39 protein-coding genes, 1 rRNA gene and 1 pseudogene (1 of these 41 running past the window's edge) are annotated in these 23,765 nt (G+C 44.7%); 3 read left to right on the top strand and 38 right to left on the bottom strand.

What is annotated here, in order from left to right:
• A 16S ribosomal RNA gene (locus G4O42_RS00950) occupies positions 1 to 964 on the bottom strand (it extends 586 nt beyond the left edge of the window).
• Positions 965 to 1,304: 340 nt separating this feature from the next.
• Between G4O42_RS00950 and pdaB the strand changes: the two genes are divergently transcribed.
• Positions 1,305 to 2,069 carry a polysaccharide deacetylase family sporulation protein PdaB gene (pdaB, locus tag G4O42_RS00945; protein WP_011996204.1) on the top strand — a complete coding sequence of 255 codons (765 nt, stop codon included), beginning with the start codon at positions 1,305 to 1,307 and terminating at the stop codon, positions 2,067 to 2,069.
• Here pdaB and kbaA read toward each other — a convergent pair whose 3' ends face one another.
• A complete protein-coding gene (gene kbaA / locus G4O42_RS00940) occupies positions 2,070 to 2,666 on the bottom strand; it encodes a KinB-signaling pathway activation protein (RefSeq protein ID WP_007410420.1) in 597 nt (198 codons plus the stop codon). It lies immediately after the preceding gene.
• Positions 2,667 to 2,773: 107 nt separating this feature from the next.
• Here kbaA and gerD point away from each other — a divergent pair, with 107 nt between their 5' ends.
• Positions 2,774 to 3,331 carry a spore germination lipoprotein GerD gene (gerD, locus tag G4O42_RS00935; protein ID WP_007615280.1) on the top strand — a complete coding sequence of 186 codons (558 nt, stop codon included), beginning with the start codon at positions 2,774 to 2,776 and terminating at the stop codon, positions 3,329 to 3,331.
• 32 nt (positions 3,332 to 3,363) lie between these two features.
• Here the strand turns inward: gerD and G4O42_RS00930 are convergent, their stop codons facing one another.
• The 3 genes from G4O42_RS00930 to G4O42_RS00920 all read right to left on the bottom strand — a co-directional run bounded on the left by G4O42_RS00930 (position 3,364) and on the right by G4O42_RS00920 (position 5,713).
• Positions 3,364 to 4,416, bottom strand: a complete 1,053-nt coding sequence (locus G4O42_RS00930) for an Mrp/NBP35 family ATP-binding protein (protein WP_032872244.1) — start codon at positions 4,414 to 4,416, stop codon at positions 3,364 to 3,366.
• Positions 4,417 to 4,495: 79 nt separating this feature from the next.
• Positions 4,496 to 5,209 (bottom strand): N-acetylmuramoyl-L-alanine amidase CwlD, encoded by a 714-nt coding sequence (gene cwlD, locus G4O42_RS00925; RefSeq protein WP_007615278.1) that lies wholly within the window; start codon positions 5,207 to 5,209, stop codon positions 4,496 to 4,498.
• Positions 5,210 to 5,269: 60 nt separating this feature from the next.
• On the bottom strand, positions 5,270 to 5,713 hold the full coding sequence (locus G4O42_RS00920; protein WP_032872241.1) for a DUF2521 family protein: 444 nt from the start codon (positions 5,711 to 5,713) through the stop codon (positions 5,270 to 5,272).
• Positions 5,714 to 5,843: 130 nt separating this feature from the next.
• On the opposite strand from G4O42_RS00920, the gene G4O42_RS00915 reads away from it, so the two are divergent.
• Positions 5,844 to 6,317, top strand: a complete 474-nt coding sequence (locus tag G4O42_RS00915) for a DinB family protein (protein WP_032872239.1) — start codon at positions 5,844 to 5,846, stop codon at positions 6,315 to 6,317.
• Positions 6,318 to 6,330: 13 nt separating this feature from the next.
• On the opposite strand, the gene G4O42_RS00910 is transcribed toward G4O42_RS00915, so the two are convergent.
• The 33 genes and pseudogenes from G4O42_RS00910 to rpsS all read right to left on the bottom strand — a co-directional run bounded on the left by G4O42_RS00910 (position 6,331) and on the right by rpsS (position 23,746).
• Positions 6,331 to 7,098 carry a class I SAM-dependent methyltransferase gene (locus G4O42_RS00910; RefSeq protein ID WP_007410414.1) on the bottom strand — a complete coding sequence of 256 codons (768 nt, stop codon included), beginning with the start codon at positions 7,096 to 7,098 and terminating at the stop codon, positions 6,331 to 6,333.
• A 137-nt stretch (positions 7,099 to 7,235) separates the two neighbouring features.
• Positions 7,236 to 7,628: a 30S ribosomal protein S9 gene (gene rpsI / locus G4O42_RS00905; protein ID WP_003225846.1), complete on the bottom strand. Its 393-nt coding sequence runs from the start codon at positions 7,626 to 7,628 to the stop codon at positions 7,236 to 7,238.
• A gap of 20 nt (positions 7,629 to 7,648) precedes the next feature.
• A complete protein-coding gene (gene rplM / locus G4O42_RS00900; RefSeq protein WP_003225844.1) occupies positions 7,649 to 8,086 on the bottom strand; it encodes a 50S ribosomal protein L13 in 438 nt (145 codons plus the stop codon).
• 159 nt (positions 8,087 to 8,245) lie between these two features.
• A complete protein-coding gene (truA, locus tag G4O42_RS00895) occupies positions 8,246 to 8,989 on the bottom strand; it encodes a tRNA pseudouridine(38-40) synthase TruA (RefSeq protein WP_032872237.1) in 744 nt (247 codons plus the stop codon).
• Positions 8,990 to 9,001: 12 nt separating this feature from the next.
• Entirely contained in the window at positions 9,002 to 9,799 is a 798-nt protein-coding gene (locus G4O42_RS00890; RefSeq protein WP_007410412.1) for an energy-coupling factor transporter transmembrane component T family protein, read from the bottom strand.
• Positions 9,796 to 10,665 (bottom strand): energy-coupling factor ABC transporter ATP-binding protein, encoded by an 870-nt coding sequence (locus tag G4O42_RS00885; RefSeq protein WP_007615263.1) that lies wholly within the window; start codon positions 10,663 to 10,665, stop codon positions 9,796 to 9,798. Before G4O42_RS00885 ends, G4O42_RS00890 begins: the two co-directional genes overlap by 4 nt.
• Positions 10,641 to 11,486: an energy-coupling factor ABC transporter ATP-binding protein gene (locus G4O42_RS00880; RefSeq protein WP_032872235.1), complete on the bottom strand. Its 846-nt coding sequence runs from the start codon at positions 11,484 to 11,486 to the stop codon at positions 10,641 to 10,643. The genes G4O42_RS00885 and G4O42_RS00880 overlap by 25 nt, the downstream gene beginning before the upstream one ends.
• 131 nt (positions 11,487 to 11,617) lie before the next feature.
• Complete coding sequence (gene rplQ, locus G4O42_RS00875) at positions 11,618 to 11,980, bottom strand: 50S ribosomal protein L17 (RefSeq protein ID WP_003156550.1); 363 nt, start codon at positions 11,978 to 11,980, stop codon at positions 11,618 to 11,620.
• Between the two features lie 77 nt (positions 11,981 to 12,057).
• Positions 12,058 to 13,002, bottom strand: coding sequence for a DNA-directed RNA polymerase subunit alpha (locus G4O42_RS00870; protein WP_003156549.1), 945 nt, complete (start codon positions 13,000 to 13,002; stop codon positions 12,058 to 12,060).
• Positions 13,003 to 13,178: 176 nt separating this feature from the next.
• A complete protein-coding gene (gene rpsK / locus G4O42_RS00865; RefSeq protein WP_003156547.1) occupies positions 13,179 to 13,574 on the bottom strand; it encodes a 30S ribosomal protein S11 in 396 nt (131 codons plus the stop codon).
• Between the two features lie 24 nt (positions 13,575 to 13,598).
• Positions 13,599 to 13,964 carry a 30S ribosomal protein S13 gene (rpsM, locus tag G4O42_RS00860; RefSeq protein ID WP_003156545.1) on the bottom strand — a complete coding sequence of 122 codons (366 nt, stop codon included), beginning with the start codon at positions 13,962 to 13,964 and terminating at the stop codon, positions 13,599 to 13,601.
• A gap of 22 nt (positions 13,965 to 13,986) precedes the next feature.
• Positions 13,987 to 14,100, bottom strand: a complete 114-nt coding sequence (gene rpmJ / locus G4O42_RS00855; RefSeq protein ID WP_003156543.1) for a 50S ribosomal protein L36 — start codon at positions 14,098 to 14,100, stop codon at positions 13,987 to 13,989.
• Positions 14,101 to 14,133: 33 nt separating this feature from the next.
• Positions 14,134 to 14,352, bottom strand: coding sequence for a translation initiation factor IF-1 (infA, locus tag G4O42_RS00850; protein WP_003156508.1), 219 nt, complete (start codon positions 14,350 to 14,352; stop codon positions 14,134 to 14,136).
• Positions 14,330 to 14,611, bottom strand: a pseudogene (locus G4O42_RS19835) (KOW domain-containing RNA-binding protein). The gene infA and the pseudogene G4O42_RS19835 overlap by 23 nt, the downstream one beginning before the upstream one ends.
• Positions 14,612 to 14,675: 64 nt before the next feature.
• Positions 14,676 to 15,422, bottom strand: a complete 747-nt coding sequence (gene map / locus G4O42_RS00840; protein ID WP_007410408.1) for a type I methionyl aminopeptidase — start codon at positions 15,420 to 15,422, stop codon at positions 14,676 to 14,678.
• Complete coding sequence (locus tag G4O42_RS00835) at positions 15,419 to 16,072, bottom strand: adenylate kinase (protein WP_007410407.1); 654 nt, start codon at positions 16,070 to 16,072, stop codon at positions 15,419 to 15,421. The genes map and G4O42_RS00835 overlap by 4 nt, the downstream gene beginning before the upstream one ends.
• Before the next feature lie 51 nt (positions 16,073 to 16,123).
• Positions 16,124 to 17,419 (bottom strand): preprotein translocase subunit SecY, encoded by a 1,296-nt coding sequence (secY, locus tag G4O42_RS00830; protein WP_007615246.1) that lies wholly within the window; start codon positions 17,417 to 17,419, stop codon positions 16,124 to 16,126.
• A gap of 1 nt (position 17,420) precedes the next feature.
• Positions 17,421 to 17,861, bottom strand: coding sequence for a 50S ribosomal protein L15 (rplO, locus tag G4O42_RS00825; RefSeq protein ID WP_007410405.1), 441 nt, complete (start codon positions 17,859 to 17,861; stop codon positions 17,421 to 17,423).
• Between the two features lie 30 nt (positions 17,862 to 17,891).
• Positions 17,892 to 18,071 carry a 50S ribosomal protein L30 gene (gene rpmD, locus G4O42_RS00820; RefSeq protein ID WP_003156497.1) on the bottom strand — a complete coding sequence of 60 codons (180 nt, stop codon included), beginning with the start codon at positions 18,069 to 18,071 and terminating at the stop codon, positions 17,892 to 17,894.
• A 13-nt stretch (positions 18,072 to 18,084) separates the two neighbouring features.
• The gene (gene rpsE, locus G4O42_RS00815; RefSeq protein WP_003328273.1) at positions 18,085 to 18,585 is read right to left on the bottom strand and encodes a 30S ribosomal protein S5; all 501 of its coding nucleotides are present in this window, start codon (positions 18,583 to 18,585) and stop codon (positions 18,085 to 18,087) included.
• A gap of 24 nt (positions 18,586 to 18,609) precedes the next feature.
• Positions 18,610 to 18,972, bottom strand: a complete 363-nt coding sequence (gene rplR / locus G4O42_RS00810; RefSeq protein ID WP_003156492.1) for a 50S ribosomal protein L18 — start codon at positions 18,970 to 18,972, stop codon at positions 18,610 to 18,612.
• A 34-nt stretch (positions 18,973 to 19,006) separates the two neighbouring features.
• Complete coding sequence (gene rplF, locus G4O42_RS00805; RefSeq protein WP_003156490.1) at positions 19,007 to 19,546, bottom strand: 50S ribosomal protein L6; 540 nt, start codon at positions 19,544 to 19,546, stop codon at positions 19,007 to 19,009.
• Positions 19,547 to 19,576: 30 nt separating this feature from the next.
• Positions 19,577 to 19,975, bottom strand: a complete 399-nt coding sequence (rpsH, locus tag G4O42_RS00800; RefSeq protein ID WP_003156489.1) for a 30S ribosomal protein S8 — start codon at positions 19,973 to 19,975, stop codon at positions 19,577 to 19,579.
• 31 nt (positions 19,976 to 20,006) lie between these two features.
• Positions 20,007 to 20,192 carry a 30S ribosomal protein S14 gene (rpsN, locus tag G4O42_RS00795; RefSeq protein ID WP_003156488.1) on the bottom strand — a complete coding sequence of 62 codons (186 nt, stop codon included), beginning with the start codon at positions 20,190 to 20,192 and terminating at the stop codon, positions 20,007 to 20,009.
• Positions 20,193 to 20,214: 22 nt separating this feature from the next.
• Positions 20,215 to 20,754: a 50S ribosomal protein L5 gene (gene rplE / locus G4O42_RS00790; protein ID WP_003156487.1), complete on the bottom strand. Its 540-nt coding sequence runs from the start codon at positions 20,752 to 20,754 to the stop codon at positions 20,215 to 20,217.
• Positions 20,755 to 20,780: 26 nt separating this feature from the next.
• Positions 20,781 to 21,092, bottom strand: coding sequence for a 50S ribosomal protein L24 (gene rplX / locus G4O42_RS00785; RefSeq protein ID WP_003156486.1), 312 nt, complete (start codon positions 21,090 to 21,092; stop codon positions 20,781 to 20,783).
• 36 nt (positions 21,093 to 21,128) lie between these two features.
• Positions 21,129 to 21,497, bottom strand: coding sequence for a 50S ribosomal protein L14 (gene rplN, locus G4O42_RS00780; RefSeq protein WP_007410404.1), 369 nt, complete (start codon positions 21,495 to 21,497; stop codon positions 21,129 to 21,131).
• A 40-nt stretch (positions 21,498 to 21,537) separates the two neighbouring features.
• Positions 21,538 to 21,801, bottom strand: coding sequence for a 30S ribosomal protein S17 (rpsQ, locus tag G4O42_RS00775; RefSeq protein ID WP_003156484.1), 264 nt, complete (start codon positions 21,799 to 21,801; stop codon positions 21,538 to 21,540).
• A gap of 22 nt (positions 21,802 to 21,823) precedes the next feature.
• On the bottom strand, positions 21,824 to 22,024 hold the full coding sequence (rpmC, locus tag G4O42_RS00770; RefSeq protein ID WP_003156482.1) for a 50S ribosomal protein L29: 201 nt from the start codon (positions 22,022 to 22,024) through the stop codon (positions 21,824 to 21,826).
• A complete protein-coding gene (gene rplP / locus G4O42_RS00765) occupies positions 22,014 to 22,448 on the bottom strand; it encodes a 50S ribosomal protein L16 (protein WP_003156478.1) in 435 nt (144 codons plus the stop codon). The genes rpmC and rplP overlap by 11 nt, the downstream gene beginning before the upstream one ends.
• A 1-nt stretch (position 22,449) precedes the next feature.
• Positions 22,450 to 23,106 (bottom strand): 30S ribosomal protein S3, encoded by a 657-nt coding sequence (gene rpsC, locus G4O42_RS00760; protein WP_003156476.1) that lies wholly within the window; start codon positions 23,104 to 23,106, stop codon positions 22,450 to 22,452.
• Between the two features lie 3 nt (positions 23,107 to 23,109).
• Positions 23,110 to 23,451: a 50S ribosomal protein L22 gene (gene rplV, locus G4O42_RS00755; protein ID WP_003156475.1), complete on the bottom strand. Its 342-nt coding sequence runs from the start codon at positions 23,449 to 23,451 to the stop codon at positions 23,110 to 23,112.
• A gap of 16 nt (positions 23,452 to 23,467) precedes the next feature.
• On the bottom strand, positions 23,468 to 23,746 hold the full coding sequence (gene rpsS, locus G4O42_RS00750; protein ID WP_003156472.1) for a 30S ribosomal protein S19: 279 nt from the start codon (positions 23,744 to 23,746) through the stop codon (positions 23,468 to 23,470).
• Positions 23,747 to 23,765: the final 19 nt, after the last annotated feature.

Genomic DNA, 23,765 nt, shown 5'->3' with positions numbered 1-23,765 from the left:
AACCACATGCTCCACCGCTTGTGCGGGCCCCCGTCAATTCCTTTGAGTTTCAGTCTTGCGACCGTACTCCCCAGGCGGAGTGCTTAATGCGTTAGCTGCAGCACTAAGGGGCGGAAACCCCCTAACACTTAGCACTCATCGTTTACGGCGTGGACTACCAGGGTATCTAATCCTGTTCGCTCCCCACGCTTTCGCTCCTCAGCGTCAGTTACAGACCAGAGAGTCGCCTTCGCCACTGGTGTTCCTCCACATCTCTACGCATTTCACCGCTACACGTGGAATTCCACTCTCCTCTTCTGCACTCAAGTTCCCCAGTTTCCAATGACCCTCCCCGGTTGAGCCGGGGGCTTTCACATCAGACTTAAGAAACCGCCTGCGAGCCCTTTACGCCCAATAATTCCGGACAACGCTTGCCACCTACGTATTACCGCGGCTGCTGGCACGTAGTTAGCCGTGGCTTTCTGGTTAGGTACCGTCAAGGCGCCGCCCTATTTGAACGGCACTTGTTCTTCCCTAACAACAGAGCTTTACGATCCGAAAACCTTCATCACTCACGCGGCGTTGCTCCGTCAGACTTTCGTCCATTGCGGAAGATTCCCTACTGCTGCCTCCCGTAGGAGTCTGGGCCGTGTCTCAGTCCCAGTGTGGCCGATCACCCTCTCAGGTCGGCTACGCATCGTCGCCTTGGTGAGCCGTTACCTCACCAACTAGCTAATGCGCCGCGGGTCCATCTGTAAGTGGTAGCCGAAGCCACCTTTTATGTCTGAACCATGCGGTTCAGACAACCATCCGGTATTAGCCCCGGTTTCCCGGAGTTATCCCAGTCTTACAGGCAGGTTACCCACGTGTTACTCACCCGTCCGCCGCTAACATCAGGGAGCAAGCTCCCATCTGTCCGCTCGACTTGCATGTATTAGGCACGCCGCCAGCGTTCGTCCTGAGCCAGGATCAAACTCTCCGATAAAGTAGTTTGACTGACTACGCACATCGCTGTGCGATTTATTTAAAACTTTGAATTAACAGGGTACGTTTTGTCTTGTTTAGTTTTCAAAGATCATTACCGCTTGTTGAAGCAGCTTTATTATCTTACCACTCAGCTTCTTTTATGTCAACAACTTTTTTCAAGTTGTTTCCGAAGCTTTTTGTTGTTGTCTGCTGTTCATCAGCGACGTTTAATAATATACCATGCATTCTTTAAATTTAGCAAGTGTTTTTTTCATTTTTTTAAAACGTATTTCGTTATATTCATCTCCGCCGCAGCATACGATGTAATCAAGCATGGACAAGATAAGGAGGCGTCATCAGTGAATCACTTCTACGTGTGGCACATCAGAAGGATAAAACAGCTGCTTATTATTATCATTGCCGCATTTGCAGCAGCCAGCTTTTTTTATATACAGAGAGCCGTCCCCCTTCCTGTATTTTTAACTGATAGCGGCCCGAAGGCTATTTCAAAAGGGGAGACGAAAGCGGGCGAAGTCGCATTAACATTCGATATCAGCTGGGGCGACGAAAAAGCAGTTCCAATTCTGAACGCGCTAAAAGCAAACGGTATTAAAAACGCCACTTTTTTTCTGTCAGCTTCTTGGGCGGAACGGCACCCGGACACAGTTGAACGTATGGTAAAAGACGGACATCAAATCGGCAGCATGGGATATGCGTATAAGAATTATACCAACCTAGAGGACAATGAAATAAAAAAAGATATCCTCCGGGCCCAGACTGCATTTAAAAAGCTGGGAGTGAAGAATGTTCATTTACTCCGCCCGCCGACCGGACAATTTAATAAAAAGGTTCTTACCATTGCACAGCAGTACCACTATTCAGTGGTTCATTACAGCGTTAACTCGCAGGATTGGACAAATCCCGGCCCTGATAAAATCATTGAAAATGTAAACAGTCATATAAAAGGCGGCGACATTGTCCTGCTGCACGCCTCTGATTCAGCAACACAGACTGAAGAAGCGCTCCCCGCCATTATTCACAATTTAAAGCAAAAAGGACTGAAAAACGTGACCGTCGGCGACCTGATCGCAAATACTGACGTCAAGTCATCAGAAGTGAAATAACTACCTCTGGGCAAACTTCGGCAGCATTAACAGCTGAAACGCATTGCAGCCCATCAGCGGAATCAGCATCAAATAAAGCCAGTCCTCATTATTCACTCGTAGCGCAGGAACCCATTCAAGCGCTGTAATAACGACCATTAAAAATAATGATGAAACGAACGTATTTTTTGAGGACTGCTTTTGTTTTATATACGCCGTCAACAGGCCGACGGCAAGCAGAGCCAGCGGCAGCCAGACAAACCCCGCAATCGAGTCATCCCGCTCTCCGAAAAACAAAAATCTGACGTACATTAAATCAAAAGCGACAAACAGAATGATAAACAGCTGAAGCAGATTCCAAAGCGAGCTTGATCTGAGAATTTCAAGGGCAAACCGGTGCACCGTCAGAAAAACGAAGAATCCCATCTGGCTGATCACACTGAAAATCATGCCTACCCCGATAAACCAGATCAGAACGGAGAAAATCTGACCGGCCTCAAAATTCAGAAAGAACCCCTTGTACTCCCCCCACTTCAGAGCAAATCCCACGACGCTTGTAATAAGAGCGCCCACAGCTAAAATCGAAAAGAAAAATCGAACAAGCCCGCGGCTTTTCATCTCTTATTCATCCCCCTGACAATCGCGTTCAGCGATATTTTGTTATGTATAAATCCATTCCGATGAATCATATTAAAAATAAGTACAAGTAAGGAAGGAGCTTATGCATGTCAAAAGCCAAAACGCTATTGATAAGCTGTTTTGTTGTATTATCTGTAACAGCTTGTGCTCCAAAAGACCAAGCAGCGGATATGGATTATGACCAGACTAAAAAAATGGTTGTTGATATATTAAAGACCGATGATGGAAAAAAAGCAATTAAGGAAATATTAAATGATGATGCGATGAATGAGGCATTGGTGATTGATCAAAATGCCATTAAAGGCACAATAGAGAAAACCCTCACCTCTAAAAAAGGGGCGGAGTTCTGGAAAACCATCTTTGAAGACTCAAAGTTCGCCGAGAGCTTTGCAAAAACTCTTCAGCCCGAGCATGAAAAAATCATAAAAAAACTGATGAAAGACCCTGATTATCAGAAAAGTTTTATGCAGATCATGCAGGACCCCGGCATGGATAAAAAATACTATGAGCTGGTGAAAAGCCAAAAATTCCGCAGTTACTTAGAAGATGTAATTACAGAGACACTTTCCAGCCCGCTTTTCAAAAAGCAATTCGAGGATGAATTGAAAAAAGCGGCTTCAAGCTCTGAAAAAGAAAGCCAATAAAAGGCCGGGCCGTGTTGATCCCGGCCCCTTTTTTATTCAGCTGTTTTTTCAATGACTTTCTGGGCGATCCCCATATAAATTTTCCCGATCGGATGACTTCTGTCATAGACAGAAGGCGCAAATTGATCCTTGTCCCAATCAGGCTGTTTTAAAGGAATTCTGCCAAGCAGCGGCACTTGCAATTCCTCTGCAAGCTTATCTCCCCCACCTTGACCGAACACATATTCTCTCTCGCCGGTTTTTGCACTTTCATAGTAAGCCATATTTTCAATGACCCCTACAACTTCATGATCGGTCTTAATCGCCATAGAACCCGCTCTCGCCGCTACAAATGCGGCTGTAGGGTGCGGCGTTGATACGATAATCTCTTTGCAGCTCGGAAGCATCGTGTGTACATCAAGCGCCACATCACCCGTGCCGGGCGGCAGATCAAGAACGATATAGTCAACCTCTCCCCAGTCAACTTCATGGAAGAAGTTATTCAGCATCTTGCCCAGCATCGGCCCTCTCCACACAACCGGAGCGTTTTCTTCGACGAAAAAGCCCATCGACATAACCTTTACTCCAAATCTTTCGACAGGAAGCAGTTTTTCTCCTTCTACTGTCGGGCGAACTGTAATACCCATCATGTCCGGCACGCTGAATCCGTATATATCCGCGTCAATCAAGCCGACTTTTTTTCCGAGCCGCGCAAGAGAAATGGCCAGGTTGACGGAAACCGTTGATTTGCCGACACCGCCTTTTCCGCTTGCCACCGCAAGAAAGACCGGCGGGTGTTTCCTATTCAGCAGGGTTTCGCTTTCAGCAGCCGGCCGGCTGAATTTTGCCAATGTTTCTTCCGGCAGCTCTTCAAACCGCAGTCCCACAGTTTCCGCACCCGCTTCTTTCAGAACGGATACGATTTCCTGCTGAATACCCATCTGTTCAGCCGTCCCCGTTTTTGCCAATGCAATTTTTACACTGACATGCCGTTTTTCCGGCTTGATCTTTACTTCTTTAATGGCATCCAATTCTCCCAGCGGTCTATGAAGAAAAGGTTCGCGCATGTTTCCGACTATATTTCTTACTTCATCTTCTCTTATCATCGAACCCTCACCCTTTGTGTATTCGTTTACAAATGGTATTATACCATATATTAAACATAGAATCGGCGAAAAACCCTCCTTACTCGGGAGGGTCTCCTTTCTCTGTAAAATATCTCAATACGCCCTTATACACGGAAGAAGCGATTTTGTCCTGATATTTGGGCTGGCCGAGCCTTTTCGCTTCCGCGGGATTGGACAGAAATCCGATTTCCACCAGCGCGCCCGGTTTGGTTACATTCTGCATTAAGTAAATGCCGTGTATCCGTTTCGCCTTTCTCGTTGTATTCTCCAAATTGATTCTCAATTCGTCCTGTATATATTTTGCCACTTTTTCATTTTCTTCGTATTTTCCATAGTAGAAGCTTTGGGCGCCGCTCCATCTCGGTGACGGTATGGCGTTCAGATGAATGCTGATATAAAGCTCCGCCTCTGAACGGTTGATGATTTCCACGCGCTTTCTCAGATCTTCCGCTTTGCGTCTGCTGTAGCCTTTCGTCCCTTCAGGAGCTAAATCAGTATCCGTCTCCCGCGTCATAATGACCAAAGCTCCCTGCTCCTGCAAATAGTCTCTTACCCTGGAGGCCACTTCGAGAGTAATGTCCTTTTCAAGGTGACTGCCTCCCGTGGCGCCTCCGTCCGGCCCGCCGTGTCCCGGATCGAGATAGATGATTTTCCCGCTCAGAGGCAGACTCCACGGCCGCCAAGAATCATCATTTTGGAATTGAAACCGGAATAAACACAATAATATGATAAAGCCAAGTAAAAAACCGAGCCATTTCAGCTTTTTTGTCATACCTTTCCCTCCCGCTTGTCCCCGTTATTAATAAGTATGGGACAAGGGAAGAAATTATGATTACCTCATGCGGAGCTTACATTGTTTTTCTCTTTGCAGAAATCCTTCCGTCCACCAGCTGTTGATAAACCGGCAGGACGCTTCATAGATTTCTTTTTGTTTAACGGAAGAATATTGCTCATGCGTCCAATTGCAAAGATATTCAAAAAAATCGACCGTCAGTTCTTCCTCTTCCTCAGCCGAACGGGCGTTTGCCCTCTGCAAAGACTCACCATAATAGCCAAAGACGCCGAACCTGCCGCCTAATAAATACGCTTCAATTGCAAAATCTATGCATCCTTCACTCAGAATGCCGTGTTCGTCTTGAAGAAAGGGAAACAAAGGGGTAAGACATGCTTTTACGGACTGAATGATCTGCGTCAGTGACAGCTCCTTTAGTAAACTCTTCTCAAGCTCAAAATCCTTCTGCCGTTTCACGTCTGAAAAAGATAATACTTCTGCCATTGCCAGCCACGCTCCTTTTTACTGTTATTTTGAAAGGAAAAGGGAAAAAGCATGCTTTGTTGATAGTGGAAATCCTCCCAAATGAAGGAGTTTTATGTTAACTGGAAGAATAAAGAGCTGAGGTGACGTGATGAAAAAGCTGTTTCAATACAATTGGACGGTGCGTGACGAGTGGTTTATGATATGTGAAAAGCTGAGCCGGGAGGAACTGACGAAAACCCGGACGGGCGGAATGGAGAGCATCTTGCGGACTTTATTTCATATCATTGATGTCGAGATCAGCTGGGCTCGTGCCATTTTAGGTAAAGATGATGTTTTACCTGCTGAGTCTGACTATACGAGCATTCAGGATCTCAGAAAGCTGTCTGAACAGCATCGGGAGGATGTCATTCATGCGGTCTCCCTCAAAGGACCGGATCTTGTTAAGCCGGACTGGATGGACCAAACCTTTCCTAAAGAAGATATTCTCCGCCACATCCTTGCGCATGAGATTCACCATATGGGACAACTGTCGGTTTGGGCCAGAGAAATTGGAATAGAACCGGTTTCGGCTAATGTGATCAGCCGTCCGCAGGAAAAAGCCGCAAAAAAACAGCACCTCTGACGGGATGCCGTTTTTATATTTTAATGCTTCTTGTTACGGAGTATGTATTAATGTATTCATCCAGCACGAGGCCGCCTTTGTCCTCGTAAAAACCGGCAACCATGAAGCCTGCGTCAATCTGACCTTTAATTTGATCCTCCAGCGTATGGCCGAATTCAAGCGCTTCATGATTATCAATAAGTTCCTTTACCTTTTTCTTACTCAGGTCTTTTTCATCCGAAAACGGAATGGAATACTTTACTTTGAGTACACCTTCCTGCTCTAAATCCATATCAAATAAGAACACGACGGGATTTACAAAACCGGAGACTAAAGACCCGCCTTTTTTCAATACGCGATGAGCTTCTTTCCATACCGGAAGAACCGTATCAACAAAGCAATTCGATACCGGGTGCACGATAAAATCAAATGACTCATCATCAAAACAGCTCAGATCATTCATGCTGCCTTTGACAGTCCGAAGCGTAAGATCGTCCCGCTCGGCAACCATTCTGTCTTGCGCAAGCTGTTTTTCCGAATTGTCAAAGATGGTCACGTCCGCTCCTGCAGCAGCAAGGACCGGCCCTTGCTGTCCTCCTCCTGAAGCGAGACAAAGAACCTTCAGACCGTCTATGGGCGGAAACCAATCCGCCGGCACATCTTTTCCGGGGGTCATTCTGATGCTCCAATTGCCTTTTTTCGCTTCACCAATCGTATGAGAATCAACCGCAACCGTCCATTCATTGCCTGTTTCGACTTTTTTATCCCATGCCTTGCTGTTATGTATGACTAACTTATTCATTATAACTGCGCTCCTTATTGGTAATGAATAGAGTATAACAAACAATTCTAGAAAAACATCGGATAACCTCTTGAATATGAGAAAAAAATACAAAAAAACCACAACCAAGAAGTTGTGGTTTTTGCCATCCAAAACGATTAACGTTTTGAGAACTGAGGTGCACGACGAGCGCCTTTAAGACCGTATTTTTTACGTTCTTTCATACGAGCGTCACGAGTCAGAAGACCAGCACGTTTAAGTGTTGCACGGTATTCTGGATCTGCTTCAAGCAAAGCACGAGCGATACCATGACGGATTGCTCCAGCTTGACCAGATAAGCCGCCTCCATGTACGTTTACTAAAACATCATAAGTACCAGCTGTTTCAGTTAAAGTTAATGGTTGTTTGATATCTTCGATTAGAGCTGGAGATGGAATGTGCTCGCTGATTTCACGATTATTAACGACGATACGACCTTCTCCTGGAACTAAGCGCACACGCGCTACAGAACTTTTACGACGGCCAGTACCGTAATATTGAACCTGTGCCAAATTGGTAACCTCCTTTTTAATTAACCGCGAAGTTCGTAAACTTCAGGTTTTTGTGCTTCATGTGGATGCTCAGAACCACGGTATACGTTCAATTTTTTGAACATTTGACGACCTAGAGAACCTTTTGGAAGCATGCCTTTGATAGCAAGCTCAAGCATTTTCTCAGGGTAGTTTGTACGCATTTCAAGAGCAGTTCTTGATTTTAATCCGCCTGGATGTTGAGTGTGACGGTAGTAGATTTTGTCAGTTAACTTTTTACCAGTTAACTCGATTTTTTCAGCGTTGATGATGATCACATGATCTCCAGTATCAACGTGCGGTGTGTAAGTCGGTTTGTGTTTCCCGCGAAGGATAGATGCAACTTCTGTAGAAAGACGTCCTAAAGTCTTGCCAGCTGCATCAACAACTAACCACTTGCGTTCAATAGTACTTGCGTTAGCCATAGGTGTTGTACGCATTGAATTTCCCTCCTAAATGATCTGTCATTTTCAATAATCTTCGATTACGTTCTATTTCACAACACAATAAGTTCCGGGGCTTATCGTGGGGTTGAAATACATACCATATGATATCTTATAACTTTATGCAGACTCTGTCAAGAAAATGTTACACCTGGTTTAGTTGTCATAGCAAACGCTCCATAAATACAGCCCGTGCCCCGGTGCGGTGCGCCCCGCGGCTTCGCGATCTTTCGCTTCGAGCATTGCTTTTACATCATCGGGAGAAAATTTTCCAGCTCCTGTATCCAATAACGTTCCGGCAATGATTCTGACCATATTATAGAGAAAACCGTTACCGGTGATCCGCATCTGCAGGCCGTCTCCGGTCTCAGTCCAATCCAGCTCGTAAATCGTTCTGACCTTATCCTGAACCGCGGTATCAGCCGCGCAAAAGCTTGTGAAATCATGTGTCCCGATGAGGTGCCTTGAAGCTTCCCTCATTTTCTGCACATTAAGCGGATATGCAAAATGGTAAGCGTAATGTCGTTTAAATACGTCCGGGTGTTTCTCCGTATATACAATGTAGCGATATTCCTTTTGGACCGCGCTAAATCGTGCATGGAACCCATCATCCGCAATCTCTGCTGTTTTGACGGCAATATCATCAGGCAGCAGGGCATTGAGCGCAAACGGCCATTTCTCAGCCGGGATGGACAGCGGCGTATCAAAATGAATGACCTGCCCGGCAGCATGAACATCGCTGTCCGTGCGGCCGGATGAGTAAACAGGCACTCTGCCGTCCGTTTTATGGATGACGGCCAGCGCTTTTTCCAATTCACTTTGAACGGTCCGCTTTCCAGGCTGAACCTGATACCCGTTAAATAAATGCCCGTCATAAGCAATGGTACATTTCACTCTCATTCAGCAGCACCTCTAACTTCTTAAGAAAAACAATAACACGGCTAATACCATGATGAGCAGAATAGCTCCGGTATCCTTTCCGGTCCAGACAAGCTTTCTGTATTTCGTTCTCCCCTCACCGCCCTGGTAGCCTCTCGCCTCCATGGCGACCGCGAGCTCTTCTGCGCGTTTAAAGGCGCTGACAAACAGCGGGACAAGCAGCGGAACAACCGCTTTGATTCTGTCTTTCACCGGGCCGCTTGTAAAGTCCGCACCCCTCGCCATTTGCGCCTTCATGATTTTATCTGTCTCTTCCATCAATGTCGGGATAAATCGCAATGATATCGACATCATCAATGCGAGTTCGTGTACGGGCAGCTTCACCTTTTTAAAAGGGTTCAGCAGCTGCTCCATTCCATCTGTTATTTCAATCGGCGTTGTTGTCAGCGTCAGCAGCGTCGTCATAAAGATAAGGTAAACGAAACGGAGGGAGATAAAAATACCCTGTATAAGTCCGCCCTCATACACTTTAAACCAGCCAAGCTGAAAAATGACAGATCCTTCATGCGTCATGAAAATGTGTAATAAAAAGGTAAACGCCACAATCCAGATAATCGGCTTAAGCCCCTTCAGCAAAAAGCTGAACGGCACTCGTGTTAAGGCAATCACCCCGAATGTAAACAACCCGAGTAAAGCGTACGTCTGTACGTTGTTTGCCAAAAAAACAATACATACAAAAAGAAAGATGCTGACAAGTTTTGTTCGCGGGTCCAATCGGTGAATAAGCGATGATCCGGGAACATACTTTCCGATAATCATGCTGTCCATCATTGGTCCTTTTCCTCCTGAAAGAAAGCCTTAATTTCACTGGCGGCATCCTGCAGGGTCAGCATGGGTTTCTCATACTTGACGCCGAGAGCCTTCTCAAGCCGTCTCTGAAACTTCACCGATTCAGGAAGATCCAGGCCCATTTCGGACATCTCTTCACCTTTTACAAACAAGTCACGCGGACTCCCCGTCGCTTTAATGGTTCCTTTGTGCATGACGATCATCTCGTCGGCATAACGGGCGGCGTCCTCCATGCTGTGGGTGACGAGAACGGTTGTCAGGTTTCCCCGCTGATGAAGCGCATAGAACATGTCCATAATGTCCTGGCGCCCTCTCGGATCAAGACCGGCCGTCGGTTCATCCAAAACCAGCACTTCCGGCTCCATCGCGAGAACGCCGGCAATCGCCACTCTGCGCATCTGGCCGCCGCTGAGCTCAAATGGTGAACGATCCAAAATGTCTTCCGGAAGGCCCACAAGCCCCAGCATTTCTTTGGCTTTCCGTTCAGCGTCTTCTTTTTTTACACCGAAATTCATCGGTCCGAATGCGATGTCCTTCAGCACAGTCTCTTCAAACAGCTGATGTTCGGGAAATTGGAAAACGATTCCGACTTTTTTTCGTAAAGTCTTAAGGTCTTTATTCTTTTTACCGGCTGCCAGAATCGTGCTCCCGAGTTCAAGCTGTCCTTTAGTCGGTTTCAGCAAACCGTTTAAATGCTGCAGGAGCGTCGATTTGCCCGACCCTGTATGCCCGATGACGGCAACGTAGCTGCCCTCTTTTATTACGGCATTGATATCATACAGAGCAAGCCGTTCAAACGGTGTCTTCATTTGATAGCGGTGTTCTACATCTTTGATTTTAATGTCCACAGCTCATTCACCAGCCCTTCCTGAGTCAGATGGTTTTTCGTTAACGCCAGTCCGCTTTCTTTCAAAAGCAGGCTGAGCTGGAATGAGAAAGGCAAATCAAGACCGATGCGAACCAAGTCTTCGTTTAATTTAAAAATCTCTTCAGGCGTGCCCTCTGCATATTTCCTGCCGCCGTTCATCACAATGATCCTGTCCGCCCTTGCGGCTTCTTCCAGATCATGTGTTATCGAAATGACGGTGGCCATGCCCTGATCTTTTAAGCGTCTGACAGTATCAAGGACTTCTTCTCTCCCAATCGGGTCAAGCATGGATGTCGCTTCATCCAAAATCATAATATCAGGACGCGCGGCAATAATTCCTGCGATCGCCACTCTTTGTTTTTGACCTCCGGAGAGATGGTGCGGCTCTTGATCAAGAAAATCCTGCATATTGACTTGTGTGACAGCCCAAACTACTCTCTCAATCATTTCTTCGCGCGGAACACCATTGTTTTCTAAACCAAAAGCCACATCATCGCGAACAGTCGTTCCGACAAATTGGTTATCGGGATTCTGAAAGACCATCCCTATTTTTTTTCGCACATCCCACACGGTATCCTCAGTCAGCTTGATGCCGCCGACTTCAATTTCTCCGGCCTCAGGCAAAATCAGTCCGTTCAGCGCTCTGGCCAAAGTCGACTTCCCTGAACCGTTGTGGCCTACGATAGCAAGCCATTCTCCTTCGTATACCTCCAGACTCACACCGTCCAGCGCCGGTCTTTCCGCATCTTTGCGGTATCGGAATAGAATGTCTTTTACGGATATAAGCTGTTTTTGATCCACGGGCGCCTGGCCTCCTCTCAGCTATAGCTCTGCTTGTCTGTCTCATGATAAAAAGTTCTGATATCTAAAAAAAGGGCATAGATCCAGTTAGAAACTGTCCCGCCCTTCTTTAGATACACAAAAATATGTGATTAAACCAATTCGATGATTGCCATTGGTGCACCGTCACCACGGCGAGGACCAAGCTTCATAATACGTGTGTATCCGCCTTGGCGCTCCTCGTAACGAGTTGCAATGTCAGAGAACAATTTTTGAAGTGCATCTTGGTTATTTTCCTCATTAGCAACCTCGTTGCGAATGTATGCAGCAGCTTGACGACGAGCATGCAAGTCACCGCGCTTACCAAGAGTGATCATCTTTTCAACAACAGAGCGAAGTTCTTTCGCACGTGTTTCAGTTGTTTCAATTCTTTCGTTGATGATCAAATCTGTTGTAAGATCACGAAGCATAGCTTTACGCTGTGAACTCGTACGTCCTAGTTTTCTGTATGACATGTGATGTCCCCTCCTTTAATGGAATGCTGTTTCTAAATAAAAAACACACGAAAATCCTAGTTCACATGGAAACTAGATCAATCGTCTTTGCGAAGGCCGAGTCCAAGTTCTTCAAGTTTCGCTTTCACTTCTTCAAGTGATTTGCGTCCCAGGTTGCGAACTTTCATCATATCTTCTTCCGTCTTGTTCGCAAGTTCTTGAACCGTGTTAATGCCCGCACGCTTCAAGCAGTTGTAAGACCGGACAGAAAGATCAAGTTCCTCAATCGTCATTTCAAGAACTTTCTCTTTTTGATCCTCTTCTTTTTCAACCATGATTTCAGCATGCTGAGCTTCGTCAGTTAAACCGACGAATATATTAAGGTGTTCAGTTAAAATCTTTGAACCGAGCGCAATTGCTTCCTTCGGTCCAGTGCTTCCGTCAGTCCAAACATCAAGTGTAAGTTTGTCATAGTTTGCAACCTGGCCTACACGAGTGTTTTCTACCTGATAAGATAAACGAGAAACTGGCGTAAAGATTGAATCGATCGGAATCACGCCGATTGGCTGATCGTCTCTTTTGTTCGAATCAGCAGGTGTATACCCACGTCCTCTTTGTGCAGTAAGGCGAACTCGGAAACTCGCATTCTCACCAAGAGTCGCGATATGAAGATCCGGATTAAGGATTTCAACATCGCTGTCGTGTGTAATATCAGCTGCTGTGACAGTTCCTTCGCCCTGTACATCAATTTCAAGCGTCTTCTCTTCATCAGAGTAGATTTTCAATGCAAGCTTTTTAATGTGCAAGATTATCGTTGTAACATCTTCCACAACGCCTTCGATTGTCGAGAATTCGTGCAGTACACCATCTATCTGGATCGATGTTACAGCGGCACCAGGGAGTGAGGATAAGAGGATACGACGTAAGGAGTTACCCAGAGTTGTACCATATCCACGCTCAAGCGGCTCTACGACAAACTTACCAAATTTGGCATCGTCGCTGATTTCAACCGTTTCGATTTTTGGTTTTTCAATCTCGATCATTACTTAAAACCCTCCTTCAAAACGTCGAAACCTCGAATAGAATCATATGAGATTCCATCCGAAATTCCCCATTGTTTAGTCCCGTATGTGCTCAGGCAACGAGTCGGTGCATTCGTTTCATAAATAACTGTATCATAACCCATTATTGACAGGGACACAAAATCTATACAAACAAATTACACGCGGCGACGTTTTGGTGGACGGCATCCATTATGAGGAACAGGAGTTACGTCTCTGATAGCTGTAACTTCAAGCCCGGCAGCTTGTAAAGCACGGATTGCAGCTTCACGGCCAGAACCTGGTCCTTTAACAGTTACTTCAAGAGTTTTAAGTCCGTGTTCGATTGAACCTTTAGCAGCTGTTTCAGCAGCCATTTGCGCAGCAAAAGGAGTAGATTTACGAGAACCTCTGAATCCTAGAGCTCCGGCACTTGACCAAGAAATAGCATTACCATGAGTATCAGTGATCGTAACGATCGTGTTATTGAAAGTTGAACGAATATGAGCGATTCCTGACTCAATATTCTTTTTCACGCGACGTTTACGCGTGTTTTGTTTACGAGCAGCAGCCATTGTTTAGGTACCTCCCTTACTTACTTATTTTTTCTTGTTAGCTACAGTACGACGCGGACCTTTACGAGTACGCGCATTGTTTTTAGAGTTTTGTCCGCGAACAGGCAAACCTCTGCGATGGCGGATTCCGCGGTAGCTTCCGATTTCGATCAGACGCTTGATGTTAAGAGAAACTTCACGGCGAAGGTCACCTTCTACTTTCAGTTTGTCAATAACATCACGGATTTTACCAAGTTCTTCTTCAGTAAGATCACGCACACGAGTATCTTCAGAAACACCAGCCTCTTTCAAGACTTGCTGAGCCGTTGTGCGGCCAATTCCGAAGACATATGTTAAAGAAATAACAACACGTTTGTCACGTGGGATATCTACACCAGCAATACGAGCCATTCTCTGGGCACCTCCTTATTAATTATCCTTGTTTTTGTTTATGCTTTGGATTTTCACAGATCACCATTACTTTTCCTTTTCTGCGAATAACTTTACATTTTTCGCAGATTGGTTTAACTGATGGTCTCACTTTCATGTGTTTCCAACCTCCTTCAGTTTCCGGAGTGCTTTATTTGTAACGGTACGTAATCCTGCCACGAGTTAAGTCATATGGAGATAATTCTACCGTAACTTTGTCTCCAGGTAAAATGCGAATGAAGTGCATGCGGATTTTACCAGATACGTGAGCCAAAACCGTATGGCCATTTTCGAGTTCAACTTTGAACATCGCGTTTGGCAGTGTTTCGACAATCGTACCTTCCACTTCAATTACATCGTCTTTCGCCATTCAAGTGTTCTCCCTTCTTCAAATCAGTAACTTGCTCTCTGACAAATTTCAAAAGAGAAAATCTCAGTTATCCGTTTGTCACACGCCCTGTTTCGTTTATACTGTTCTGAACTTCCGGAGATACGCAATCATAAAGGGTGAATGATTGATATTCTTTTTCTAAGGAGAATGAAATGTACGCTTTCTCCGTCTGCTTTAGTACACGATGATGAATCTTCATTCCGATGACAGCAGCTAGCCGGTTTTTCTTCCGACCAATTGTAAACCTACAATCTGCCCAGGTGCGGAATGAAAAACATGTGTCAAGGAATTCATTTCATCATCTAGACTTTTGTCAGTATATCAAAACCCGTTTCCGTAATCGCAATCGTATGTTCAAAATGAGCACACTTTTTCCCATCTACCGTTACAACCGTCCAGTTGTCAGCCAATGTTTTCACATACCGGCTGCCAGCGTTAACCATCGGTTCTATAGCGAGAACCATACCAGGCTTCAGCCTAGGTCCTTTGTTTGGCGGACCGTAATGAGGAATTTGCGGATCCTCATGCAAGTCTTGACCAACACCATGTCCGACATACTCCCTAACAACTGAAAACTGCTCATTTTCGACATACGTTTGTATTGCGTGGGAAATATTCGACAAACGTTCACCTGGTTTTGCTTCCTTCAAGCCTTTATATAAAGACTCCTCTGTCACTTCCAGCAGTCGTTTATCATCATCACTGATGTTTCCTACCGGATATGTCCAAGCAGAGTCACCATGATAACCATTTAATTTAGCACCGATATCAATGCTGATAATGTCACCGTCACGCAAAACCCTTTTACCGGGAATTCCGTGAACGAGTTCTTCATTAACTGATACACAGATGCTCCCGCGAAACCCATTATACCCCTTAAAAGATGGGATTGCACCCTGCTTCTCAATAAAACGTTCGGCAATTTGATCCAATTCTTTTGTCGAGATTCCTGGTTTAATGTGCTTTTTCATCTCTTCATGAGTCAAAGCCACGATTCGCCCTGCTTCCCGCATGATGCCAAGCTCACGAGGGGTCTTACAGATAATCATTTGCTCAATCCTCCAAGAAGCTCTTTCACATCTTTGTACACGTCGTTAATGTCCTGCTGGCCATTGACGTTGACAAGATACCCTTTCTCAGAATAAAAATCGAGTAAAGGCTGAGTCTGCTTCATGTTGACCTCAAGCCGTTTTGAGACGGTTTCCTCATTATCATCTGCCCGTTGATAAAGGTCTCCTCCGTCTTTATCACAAACACCCGGCGTTTTCGGCGGATTGAAAACCAAATGGTAGGTTGTGCCGCAAACACTGCAAATTCTGCGTCCAGTCAAACGTTCCATTAAAGAGTCTTTGTCTACTTTAATGTTAATGACATAATCAATCGGCTTGCCGTATTCCTCAAGAATGTTTTCAAGAGCTTCAGCCTGAGCGACTGTTCGCGGAAATCCGTCCAGAAGAAAACCTCTTTCACAATCATCTTTGCCGAGTCTTTCTTTGACAATGCCGATTGTGACTTCGTCCGGTACGAGCTCGCCTTTATCAATATAAGACTTTGCTTCGAGTCCGAGTGGTGTTTCTTCTTTCATAGCAGCACGGAACATATCTCCCGTTGAGATATGAGGTATCCCATAATCCTCAACAATTCGTTCTCCCTGTGTGCCTTTACCGGCTCCAGGAAGTCCCATTAAGACTAAGTTCATTCGGATTTCCCCCGTCCTCTCTTATTTAGAGGAATGGTTAAAACCAGTCCTCTAATTTTTCATAAATCCTCGGTAATTACGTTTCACTAACTGGCTCTCCAGCTGCTTCATTGTCTCCAAGGCTACCCCGACGACAATTAACAATGATGTTCCGCCAATCTGTGCACTTTGAGGCAATCCAGCGAATTGAATGAAAAAGATAGGAAGAATGGAAATCACGGCTAAGAATATAGAACCCACAAACGTAAGTCGATACAAAATGCTCGTAATTCTATCTTGAGTCATTTTCCCTGGACGAACCCCCGGGATATAGCCACCCTGTTTTTTTAGGTTATCAGCCATTTGTTCAGGGTTTACCTGCACAAAAGCATAGAAGTACGTAAAGGCGATAATTAATGCGACATAAACCGCCATGCCCACCGGATGTGTATTGTCAAAGTTGGCTTGAATCCACTTTGTCACATTGTTTTCTCCGAAAAATGACGCGATAGTACGCGGCGTAATAAGAAACGCAACCGCAAAGATTACCGGAATAACCCCTGCCGGATTCACTTTAAGCGGAAGGTGAGTTGACTGGCCTCCGCCAACAGGTGAACGACCTTGCCCTTTTGCATATTGAATCGCGATTTTGCGTACGGCCTGCTGAATGAATATAACACCAACAATAACGGCCAAAATCGCAATCACCAGTAAAGCGATTTTTACAATATGAATAAACAGCTGATCGCTGCTGCCGACAAATTGAGTCTCATAAATCTGCCCAACAGTTTTCGGAATACTAGCCACAATCCCCGCGAAGATGATGATCGAAATTCCGTTACCTACTCCATTGGAAGTAATTTGTTCTCCCAGCCACATTAAAAAAGCAGTTCCTCCAGTGAGTACTAAAGCAATAATCAGATATGTCGATATGCCGGATTTCTCAATCAGCATACCGTTTGCCAGGTTGTTAAACCCGTAAGACATACCTAATGCCTGGATAAAACCAAGCACAATCGTAAAATATCTCGTGAACTGAGCTAATTTACGGCGGCCGACTTCACCTTGCTTAGACCACTCGGTAAACTTCGGCACAACATCCATCTGAAGCAGCTGAATGATGATCGAAGCAGTGATGTAAGGCGTAATTCCCATCGCAAAAATGGAGAACTGATAAAGCGCACCGCCGCCAAATGTATTAAGGAGATCAAAAACCCCCATCGAACTTTGTGTCTGCAACGCCTGAGCATTTACATATGGCACAGGGATAAACGCACCTATGCGAAAGACGATAAGCATGAGTAATGTAAAAATGATTTTATTCCGAATATCACTCACACGCATAAAGTTGGAGATTGTCTTAAACAAGTTAGATCACCTCAGCTGTACCGCCAGCAGCTTCAACAGCTTCTTTCGCAGAAGCAGAGAATTTATTGGCTTTTACAGTTAATTTTTTCTCTAATTTACCGTTGCCAAGAATCTTTACTCCTGCATTAAGTTTGCTAATAACACCAGTCTCAAGAAGAAGTTCAGGAGTGACTTCCGTTCCTTCCGCAAAACCGTTCAATTTGTCTACGTTCACAATAGCGTAATCCTTACGGTTGATGTTTGTAAAACCGCGTTTAGGAAGACGTTGGAATAAAGGCATTTGTCCCCCCTCGAATCCAGGGCGTACACCGCCGCCAGAACGAGCGTTTTGACCTTTGTGACCTTTACCAGCTGTTTTACCGTTACCAGAACCAATACCACGACCTACGCGATTGCGTACTTTACGTGAACCTTCTGAAGGCTTTAATTCATGAAGTTTCATTAGGACACCTCCTTAGCCTATAATTTATTTTTATTGTTCTTTAACAGAAACTAGATGAGATACTTTATTAATCATACCGCGGATCGCAGCGTTATCTTCATGAACGACAGTTTGGTTTGTTTTCTTTAAACCAAGTGTTCTTACAGTAACGCGCTGATCTTCCGGGCGACCGATTACACTGCGTTTGAGGGTAATTTCTAATTTAGCCATTAATGTTCCCTCCTTATCCTAACAGTTCTTCTACAGATTTTCCACGAAGCTTCGCAACGTCTTCGGCACGTTTAAGCTCACTTAAACCTTGAAGTGTTGCACGGATCATGTTGATCGGTGTGTTAGAACCTAAAGACTTAGAAAGGATATCAGCAACGCCAGCAAGCTCAAGTACCGCACGTACAGGGCCTCCAGCGATAACTCCAGTACCTTCAGAAGCAGGTTTCAACAAGATATTGCCTGCACCGAAACGTCCGATGATTTCGTGTGGAATCGTAGTTCCAACCATTGGTACTTCAATCAAATTCTTTTTCGCATCTTCAACAGCTTTGCGGATTGCTTCAGGTACTTCTTGTGCTTTACCAGTACCGAAACCTACGTGACCGTTTTTGTCACCGACAACGACTAGAGCTGCGAAACGGAAACGACGACCACCTTTAACAACTTTCGCTACGCGGTTAACCGTAACTAAGCGTTCTTCTAACTCTAATTTGCTTGGGTCAATACGACGCATAATCATGTGTCCCTCCTTTTTTTATTAAAATTTCAGTCCGGCTTCACGAGCTGCATCGGCCAGAGCTTTTACACGTCCATGGTATAAGTATCCGCCGCGGTCAAATACTACGTCAGAAACACCTTTCTCAGAAGCGCGTTTCGCAACGAGTTCACCGACTTTAGCAGCAGCAGCGCTGTCACCAGTGCTTTCCACGTTCAAATCTTTATCGAGAGTAGAGGCACTAGCAAGTGTAACGCCATTTACATCATCGATGATTTGAGCATAAATGTGTTTGTTTGAACGGAACACATTCAGACGAGGTCTTTCAGCTGTGCCTGAAAGTTTAGCACGAACACGGGCATGTCTTTTTTGACGAGCAGCATTTTTGCTAGTTTTCGTAATCATCCTTAGGTCACTCCTTTCTTCACTTTAAGCGGTCTTACTTAGCAGATTTACCTTCTTTACGGCGAACAACTTCACCTTCGTAGCGGATTCCTTTACCTTTGTAAGGCTCTGGAGAACGTACAGCGCGGATGTTAGCAGCGATAGCTCCTACACGCTCTTTGTCTGTACCTTTTACAACTACTTTAGTTTGAGAAGGAACTTCGATTTCGATGCCCTCTTCAGGAACAATCTCAACAGGATGAGAGTATCCAACGTTTAAAACAAGTTTGTTTCCGGATTTAGCCGCACGATAACCGACACCGACTAATTCCAAACCTCTTTCAAATCCTTTAGATACGCCTTCAACCATGTTTCCAAGCAGACTGCGAGTCGTACCATGCAGCGCACGGTGCTCTTTGTGATCAGAAGGACGAGTAACTGTAAGCACGTTGTCCTCAATTTTGATTTCCATATCAGGATGGAAAGTACGAGTTAATTCTCCTTTTGGTCCTTTTACAGCTACAGTGTTGCCTTCGTTCAGCGTTACTGTAACTCCAGAAGGGATCTCAAGCAGTTTTTTTCCTACACGAGACATACTAAAACACCTCCATTCTTGTTAAACTTCTTACCAAACGTATGCTAGAACTTCTCCACCAGCTTGTTTTGCACGGGCTTCTTTGTCCGTTAAAACACCTTGTGATGTAGAAATAATCGCGATTCCAAGACCGTTAAGTACGCGAGGTACTTCATTTGATTTAGCGTATACACGCAAACCTGGTTTGCTGATTCTTTTAAGACCAGTGATAACGCGCTCGTTGTTTTGTCCGTATTTCAAGAAAACGCGGATGATACCTTGTTTGCTGTCTTCTACGAACTCAACGTCACGAATGAAACCTTCACGCTTTAAAATGTCAGCAATTTCTCTTTTCAATTTAGAAGCAGGAATTTCAAGCTTCTCATGACGTACCATGTTTGCATTGCGAATACGAGTCAGCATATCTGCAATTGGATCTGTCATAACCATTATATAATTACCTCCTTCCCATTCTTGGGGATTACCAGCTGGCTTTTTTCACGCCAGGAATTTGTCCTTTATATGCAAGCTCACGGAAACAAATACGGCAAAGTTTAAATTTACGAATGACTGAGTGCGGACGTCCGCAGCGTTCACAGCGAGTGTACTCTTGCACTTTAAACTTTGGTGTACGTTGTTGTTTCGCAATCATTGACTTTTTAGCCACGATTTCGCCTCCCTTTCATTGATTATTTCTGGAACGGCATACCTACTTGAGTTAATAGCTCACGAGCCTCTTCGTCAGAGTTAGCAGTCGTTACAATAACGATGTCCATTCCGCGAACCTTTGTTACTTTATCGTAGTCAATTTCAGGGAAGATTAACTGTTCTTTGATACCAAGAGTGTAGTTTCCGCGACCGTCGAAAGATTTCTTAGAAATCCCGCGGAAGTCACGTACACGCGGTAAAGATACAGAAATAAGTTTATCAAGGAAATCATACATGCGCTCTCCGCGAAGAGTTACTTTCGCACCGATAGGCATTCCCTCACGAAGACGGAATCCAGCAATTGATTTCTTCGCACGAGTAACGACAGGTTTTTGACCTGCGATAAACGTTAATTCTTCAACAGCACTGTCGATTGCTTTCGCGTTTTGAACAGCATCACCAACACCCATGTTGATTACGATTTTTTCGATTTTTGGCACCTGCATAACAGAGTCGTAGTTGAACTTCGTCATTAAAGCAGGTGAAATTTCTTTATTGTACTTTTCTTTAAGGCGGTTCATGAGATAGACCTCCCTTCCTTTAAATACTATTTATCTAAGACTTGCCCAGATTTTTTTGCAACACGAACTTTTTTGCCATCTTCCACTTTGTATCCTACGCGAGTCACTTCACCTGTTTTAGGATCGAGCGGCATAACGTTTGATACATGAATTGGCGCCTCTTGATTAGAAATACCGCCTTGAGGGTTTGCTTGAGTTGGTTTAGAGTGCTTCTTCACCATGTTTACACCCTCAACTAGAACGCGGTCCTTTTTAGGGAAAGCAGCAAGGATTGTACCTTGTTTGCCTTTATCTTTACCAGAGATAACCATTACTTTATCGCCTTTTTTCACATGCATCCTGATCGCACCTCCTTGAGTAAGGCATTTATTTCATTAGATAACTTCTGGAGCCAGAGAAACAATTTTCATGAAGTTGTTTTCACGTAATTCACGGGCAACCGGTCCGAAGATACGAGTTCCACGCGGGCTCTTGTCGTCACGGATGATAACACATGCATTCTCATCGAAGCTGATGTATGATCCGTCAGTTCTGCGTGCTCCGCTTTTTGTGCGAACGATAACAGCTCTTACGACTTCACCTTTTTTGACAACGCCTCCTGGTGTTGCTTGTTTAACCGTGCAAACAATTACATCACCAATGTTAGCCGTTTTACGTCCAGAACCGCCAAGAACTTTAATAGTAAGTACCTCACGCGCACCGGAGTTGTCAGCAACTTTTAAACGAGTCTCTTGTTGAATCATTATTTGTTACCTCCCTTCGGAAAAAGAATTCCGAACTTTATTAGATAATAACAGCTTCTTCGACAACTTCTACTAGACGAAAACGCTTAGTTGCAGATAATGGACGAGTTTCCATGATCTTTACGATGTCTCCGATTTTAGCTTGGTTATTTTCATCATGTGCTTTGAATTTCTTCGAGTATTTTACGCGTTTACCGTAAATAGGATCCTTTTTGTATGTTTCAACAACAACAGTGATGGTTTTATCCATTTTGTCAGAAACAACACGGCCTTGGTAAACTTTGCGTTGGTTACGTTCGCTCATGCTCACGACCTCCCCTCAGTGATTATTTGTTGGCAGCAATTTCTCTTTCACGAATCACAGTTTTCATGCGCGCGATAGCTTTGCGCACTTCACGAATGCGAGCAGTATTTTCAAGTTGTCCTGTCGCTAATTGAAAGCGAAGATTGAAAAGTTCTTCTTTAAGAGACTTTACTTTTTGTTCAATTTCAGCAGTGGTAAGGTCACGAATTTCATTAGCTTTCATTTGATTCACCACCAATTTCTTCACGTTTTACGAACTTCGTTTTAATTGGCAATTTGTGAGATGCAAGACGAAGAGCTTCACGAGCTACCTCTTCAGACACACCAGAAATCTCAAATAAAACTTTGCCCGGTTTTACAACAGCTACCCAGCCTTCAGGAGCCCCTTTACCGGAACCCATCCGTACCTCAAGCGGTTTAGCAGTGTAAGGTTTTGAAGGGAAAATTTTAATCCAAACTTTACCGCCACGTTTCATGTAACGAGTCATCGCAATACGTGCAGCTTCGATTTGGCGGTTCGTGATCCAAGAAGCTTCAAGAGCCTGGATACCGTACTCACCAAAATGTACTTCAGTACCGCCTTTAGCGCGACCGCGCATTTTTCCGCGATGCTCTCTGCGATATTTAACGCGTTTTGGTAATAACATATTATTTTCCTCCTTCCTCAGTTTTCTTCTTAGTAGGAAGAACCTCTCCACGATAGATCCAGACTTTTACACCAAGCTTACCGTAAGTTGTGTCAGCTTCAGATGTTGCATAGTCGATGTCAGCACGTAAAGTGTGCAATGGAACAGTTCCTTCACTGTAGTATTCAGAACGAGCAATGTCAGCTCCGCCAAGACGACCGGAAACCATTGTTTTCACACCTTGTGCTCCAGCACGCATAGTGCGTTGGATTTGTTGTTTCTGCGCACGGCGGAAAGAAATACGGTTTTCTAGTTGACGAGCGATGTTGTCAGCTACAAGCTGAGCATCAAGATCTGCTCTTTTGATTTCAAGAATGTTAATGTGTACACGCTTGCCAGTAAGGCTGTTAAGGGCTTTACGAAGTGCTTCAACTTCAGATCCGCCTTTACCGATTACCATACCAGGCTTAGCAGTGTGGATCGTAATGTTAACGCGGTTTGCTGCGCGCTCGATTTCTACTTTAGAAACAGAAGCGTCAGAAAGGCGTTTGCTAATGAATTCACGAATTTTTAAATCTTCGTGCAGGAAGTCAGCGTAATCTTTACCAGCGTACCACTTAGATTCCCAATCACGAATGACTCCGATACGAAGACCGACTGGATTTACCTTTTGACCCACTACTTATCCCTCCTTCTTTTCTGATACAACGATTGTAATGTGGCTCGTACGTTTGTTGATTTGGCTCGCACGTCCCATAGCACGCGGGCGGAATCTTTTTAACGTTGGGCCTTCGTCAACAAATGCCTGAGAAATAACCAGATTGTTAGCGTCCATCTCGTAGTTGTGCTCAGCATTTGCGATAGCAGATTTTAAAACTTTTTCGATGATCGGAGAAGCAGCTCTCGGAGTTAAGTTCAGGATAGATACTGCTTCGCCTACTTGCTTACCTCGAATCAGGTCCATTACTAGACGTGCTTTACGAGGAGCAATACGGACTGTTCTTGCAACAGCTTTAGCTTGCATTTAAAAGCCTCCTCTCTTAGCGTCTTGTTTTTTTATCGTCACTGGCGTGGCCTTTGTAAGTACGAGTCGGTGCGAATTCGCCCAACTTGTGGCCTACCATGTCTTCAGAAATGAATACAGGCACGTGTTTACGTCCGTCATATACTGCGATAGTGTGACCGATAAATTGTGGGAAAATAGTTGAACGGCGAGACCAAGTTTTTACAACTTGTTTCTTGTCCGTTTCATTTAATTTCTCGATTTTTGTCATCAAGTGTCCATCGACAAATGGTCCTTTTTTCAAGCTGCGAGCCATTTTGGAACCTCCCTTCGTG

The organism is Bacillus sp. LUNF1, from assembly GCF_011008975.1.
Lineage (GTDB): Bacteria > Bacillota > Bacilli > Bacillales > Bacillaceae > Bacillus > Bacillus velezensis.
This window is presented reverse-complemented; position numbering and strand designations above follow the sequence as displayed.

Bases quoted from the DNA above. Each gene is read 5' to 3' on its own strand.
- G4O42_RS00910 (WP_007410414.1), bottom strand. From the start codon at position 7,098: ATGAATAAGTTAGTCATACATAACAGCAAGGCATGGGATAAAAAAGTC.
- rpsH (WP_003156489.1), bottom strand. From the start codon at position 19,975: ATGGTTATGACAGATCCAATTGCAGATATGCTGACTCGTATTCGCAAT.
- rpmC (WP_003156482.1), bottom strand. From the start codon at position 22,024: ATGAAAGCTAATGAAATTCGTGACCTTACCACTGCTGAAATTGAACAA.
- rplV (WP_003156475.1), bottom strand. From the start codon at position 23,451: ATGCAAGCTAAAGCTGTTGCAAGAACAGTCCGTATTGCTCCTCGTAAA.
- rplP (WP_003156478.1), bottom strand. From the start codon at position 22,448: ATGTTATTACCAAAACGCGTTAAATATCGCAGAGAGCATCGCGGAAAA.
- G4O42_RS00835 (WP_007410407.1), bottom strand. From the start codon at position 16,072: ATGAACTTAGTCTTAATGGGACTTCCTGGAGCCGGTAAAGGCACACAG.
- cwlD (WP_007615278.1), bottom strand. From the start codon at position 5,209: ATGACAAAAAAGCTGAAATGGCTCGGTTTTTTACTTGGCTTTATCATA.
- truA (WP_032872237.1), bottom strand. From the start codon at position 8,989: ATGAGAGTGAAATGTACCATTGCTTATGACGGGCATTTATTTAACGGG.
- rpsE (WP_003328273.1), bottom strand. From the start codon at position 18,585: ATGCGTCGTATTGACCCAAGCAAATTAGAGTTAGAAGAACGCTTAGTT.
- rplM (WP_003225844.1), bottom strand. From the start codon at position 8,086: ATGCGTACAACACCTATGGCTAACGCAAGTACTATTGAACGCAAGTGG.
- rplN (WP_007410404.1), bottom strand. From the start codon at position 21,497: ATGATTCAACAAGAGACTCGTTTAAAAGTTGCTGACAACTCCGGTGCG.
- G4O42_RS00870 (WP_003156549.1), bottom strand. From the start codon at position 13,002: ATGATCGAGATTGAAAAACCAAAAATCGAAACGGTTGAAATCAGCGAC.
- rplR (WP_003156492.1), bottom strand. From the start codon at position 18,972: ATGATTACGAAAACTAGCAAAAATGCTGCTCGTCAAAAAAGACATGCC.
- rplX (WP_003156486.1), bottom strand. From the start codon at position 21,092: ATGCATGTGAAAAAAGGCGATAAAGTAATGGTTATCTCTGGTAAAGAT.
- rplQ (WP_003156550.1), bottom strand. From the start codon at position 11,980: ATGTCATACAGAAAACTAGGACGTACGAGTTCACAGCGTAAAGCTATG.
- G4O42_RS00915 (WP_032872239.1), top strand. From the start codon at position 5,844: ATGAAAAAGCTGTTTCAATACAATTGGACGGTGCGTGACGAGTGGTTT.
- rplF (WP_003156490.1), bottom strand. From the start codon at position 19,546: ATGTCTCGTGTAGGAAAAAAACTGCTTGAGATCCCTTCTGGAGTTACA.
- rpmD (WP_003156497.1), bottom strand. From the start codon at position 18,071: ATGGCTAAATTAGAAATTACCCTCAAACGCAGTGTAATCGGTCGCCCG.
- map (WP_007410408.1), bottom strand. From the start codon at position 15,422: ATGATTATCTGTAAGACCCCTCGTGAGCTTGGCATCATGCGGGAAGCA.
- rpsQ (WP_003156484.1), bottom strand. From the start codon at position 21,801: ATGAGCGAACGTAACCAACGCAAAGTTTACCAAGGCCGTGTTGTTTCT.
- G4O42_RS00920 (WP_032872241.1), bottom strand. From the start codon at position 5,713: ATGGCAGAAGTATTATCTTTTTCAGACGTGAAACGGCAGAAGGATTTT.
- gerD (WP_007615280.1), top strand. From the start codon at position 2,774: ATGTCAAAAGCCAAAACGCTATTGATAAGCTGTTTTGTTGTATTATCT.
- rplE (WP_003156487.1), bottom strand. From the start codon at position 20,754: ATGAACCGCCTTAAAGAAAAGTACAATAAAGAAATTTCACCTGCTTTA.
- rpsM (WP_003156545.1), bottom strand. From the start codon at position 13,964: ATGGCTCGTATTGCTGGTGTAGATATCCCACGTGACAAACGTGTTGTT.
- kbaA (WP_007410420.1), bottom strand. From the start codon at position 2,666: ATGAAAAGCCGCGGGCTTGTTCGATTTTTCTTTTCGATTTTAGCTGTG.
- G4O42_RS00930 (WP_032872244.1), bottom strand. From the start codon at position 4,416: ATGATAAGAGAAGATGAAGTAAGAAATATAGTCGGAAACATGCGCGAA.
- rpmJ (WP_003156543.1), bottom strand. From the start codon at position 14,100: ATGAAAGTGAGACCATCAGTTAAACCAATCTGCGAAAAATGTAAAGTT.
- G4O42_RS00890 (WP_007410412.1), bottom strand. From the start codon at position 9,799: ATGATGGACAGCATGATTATCGGAAAGTATGTTCCCGGATCATCGCTT.
- rplO (WP_007410405.1), bottom strand. From the start codon at position 17,861: ATGAAACTTCATGAATTAAAGCCTTCAGAAGGTTCACGTAAAGTACGC.
- rpsS (WP_003156472.1), bottom strand. From the start codon at position 23,746: ATGGCTCGCAGCTTGAAAAAAGGACCATTTGTCGATGGACACTTGATG.
- infA (WP_003156508.1), bottom strand. From the start codon at position 14,352: ATGGCGAAAGACGATGTAATTGAAGTGGAAGGTACGATTGTCGAAACA.
- rpsK (WP_003156547.1), bottom strand. From the start codon at position 13,574: ATGGCTGCTGCTCGTAAACAAAACACGCGTAAACGTCGCGTGAAAAAG.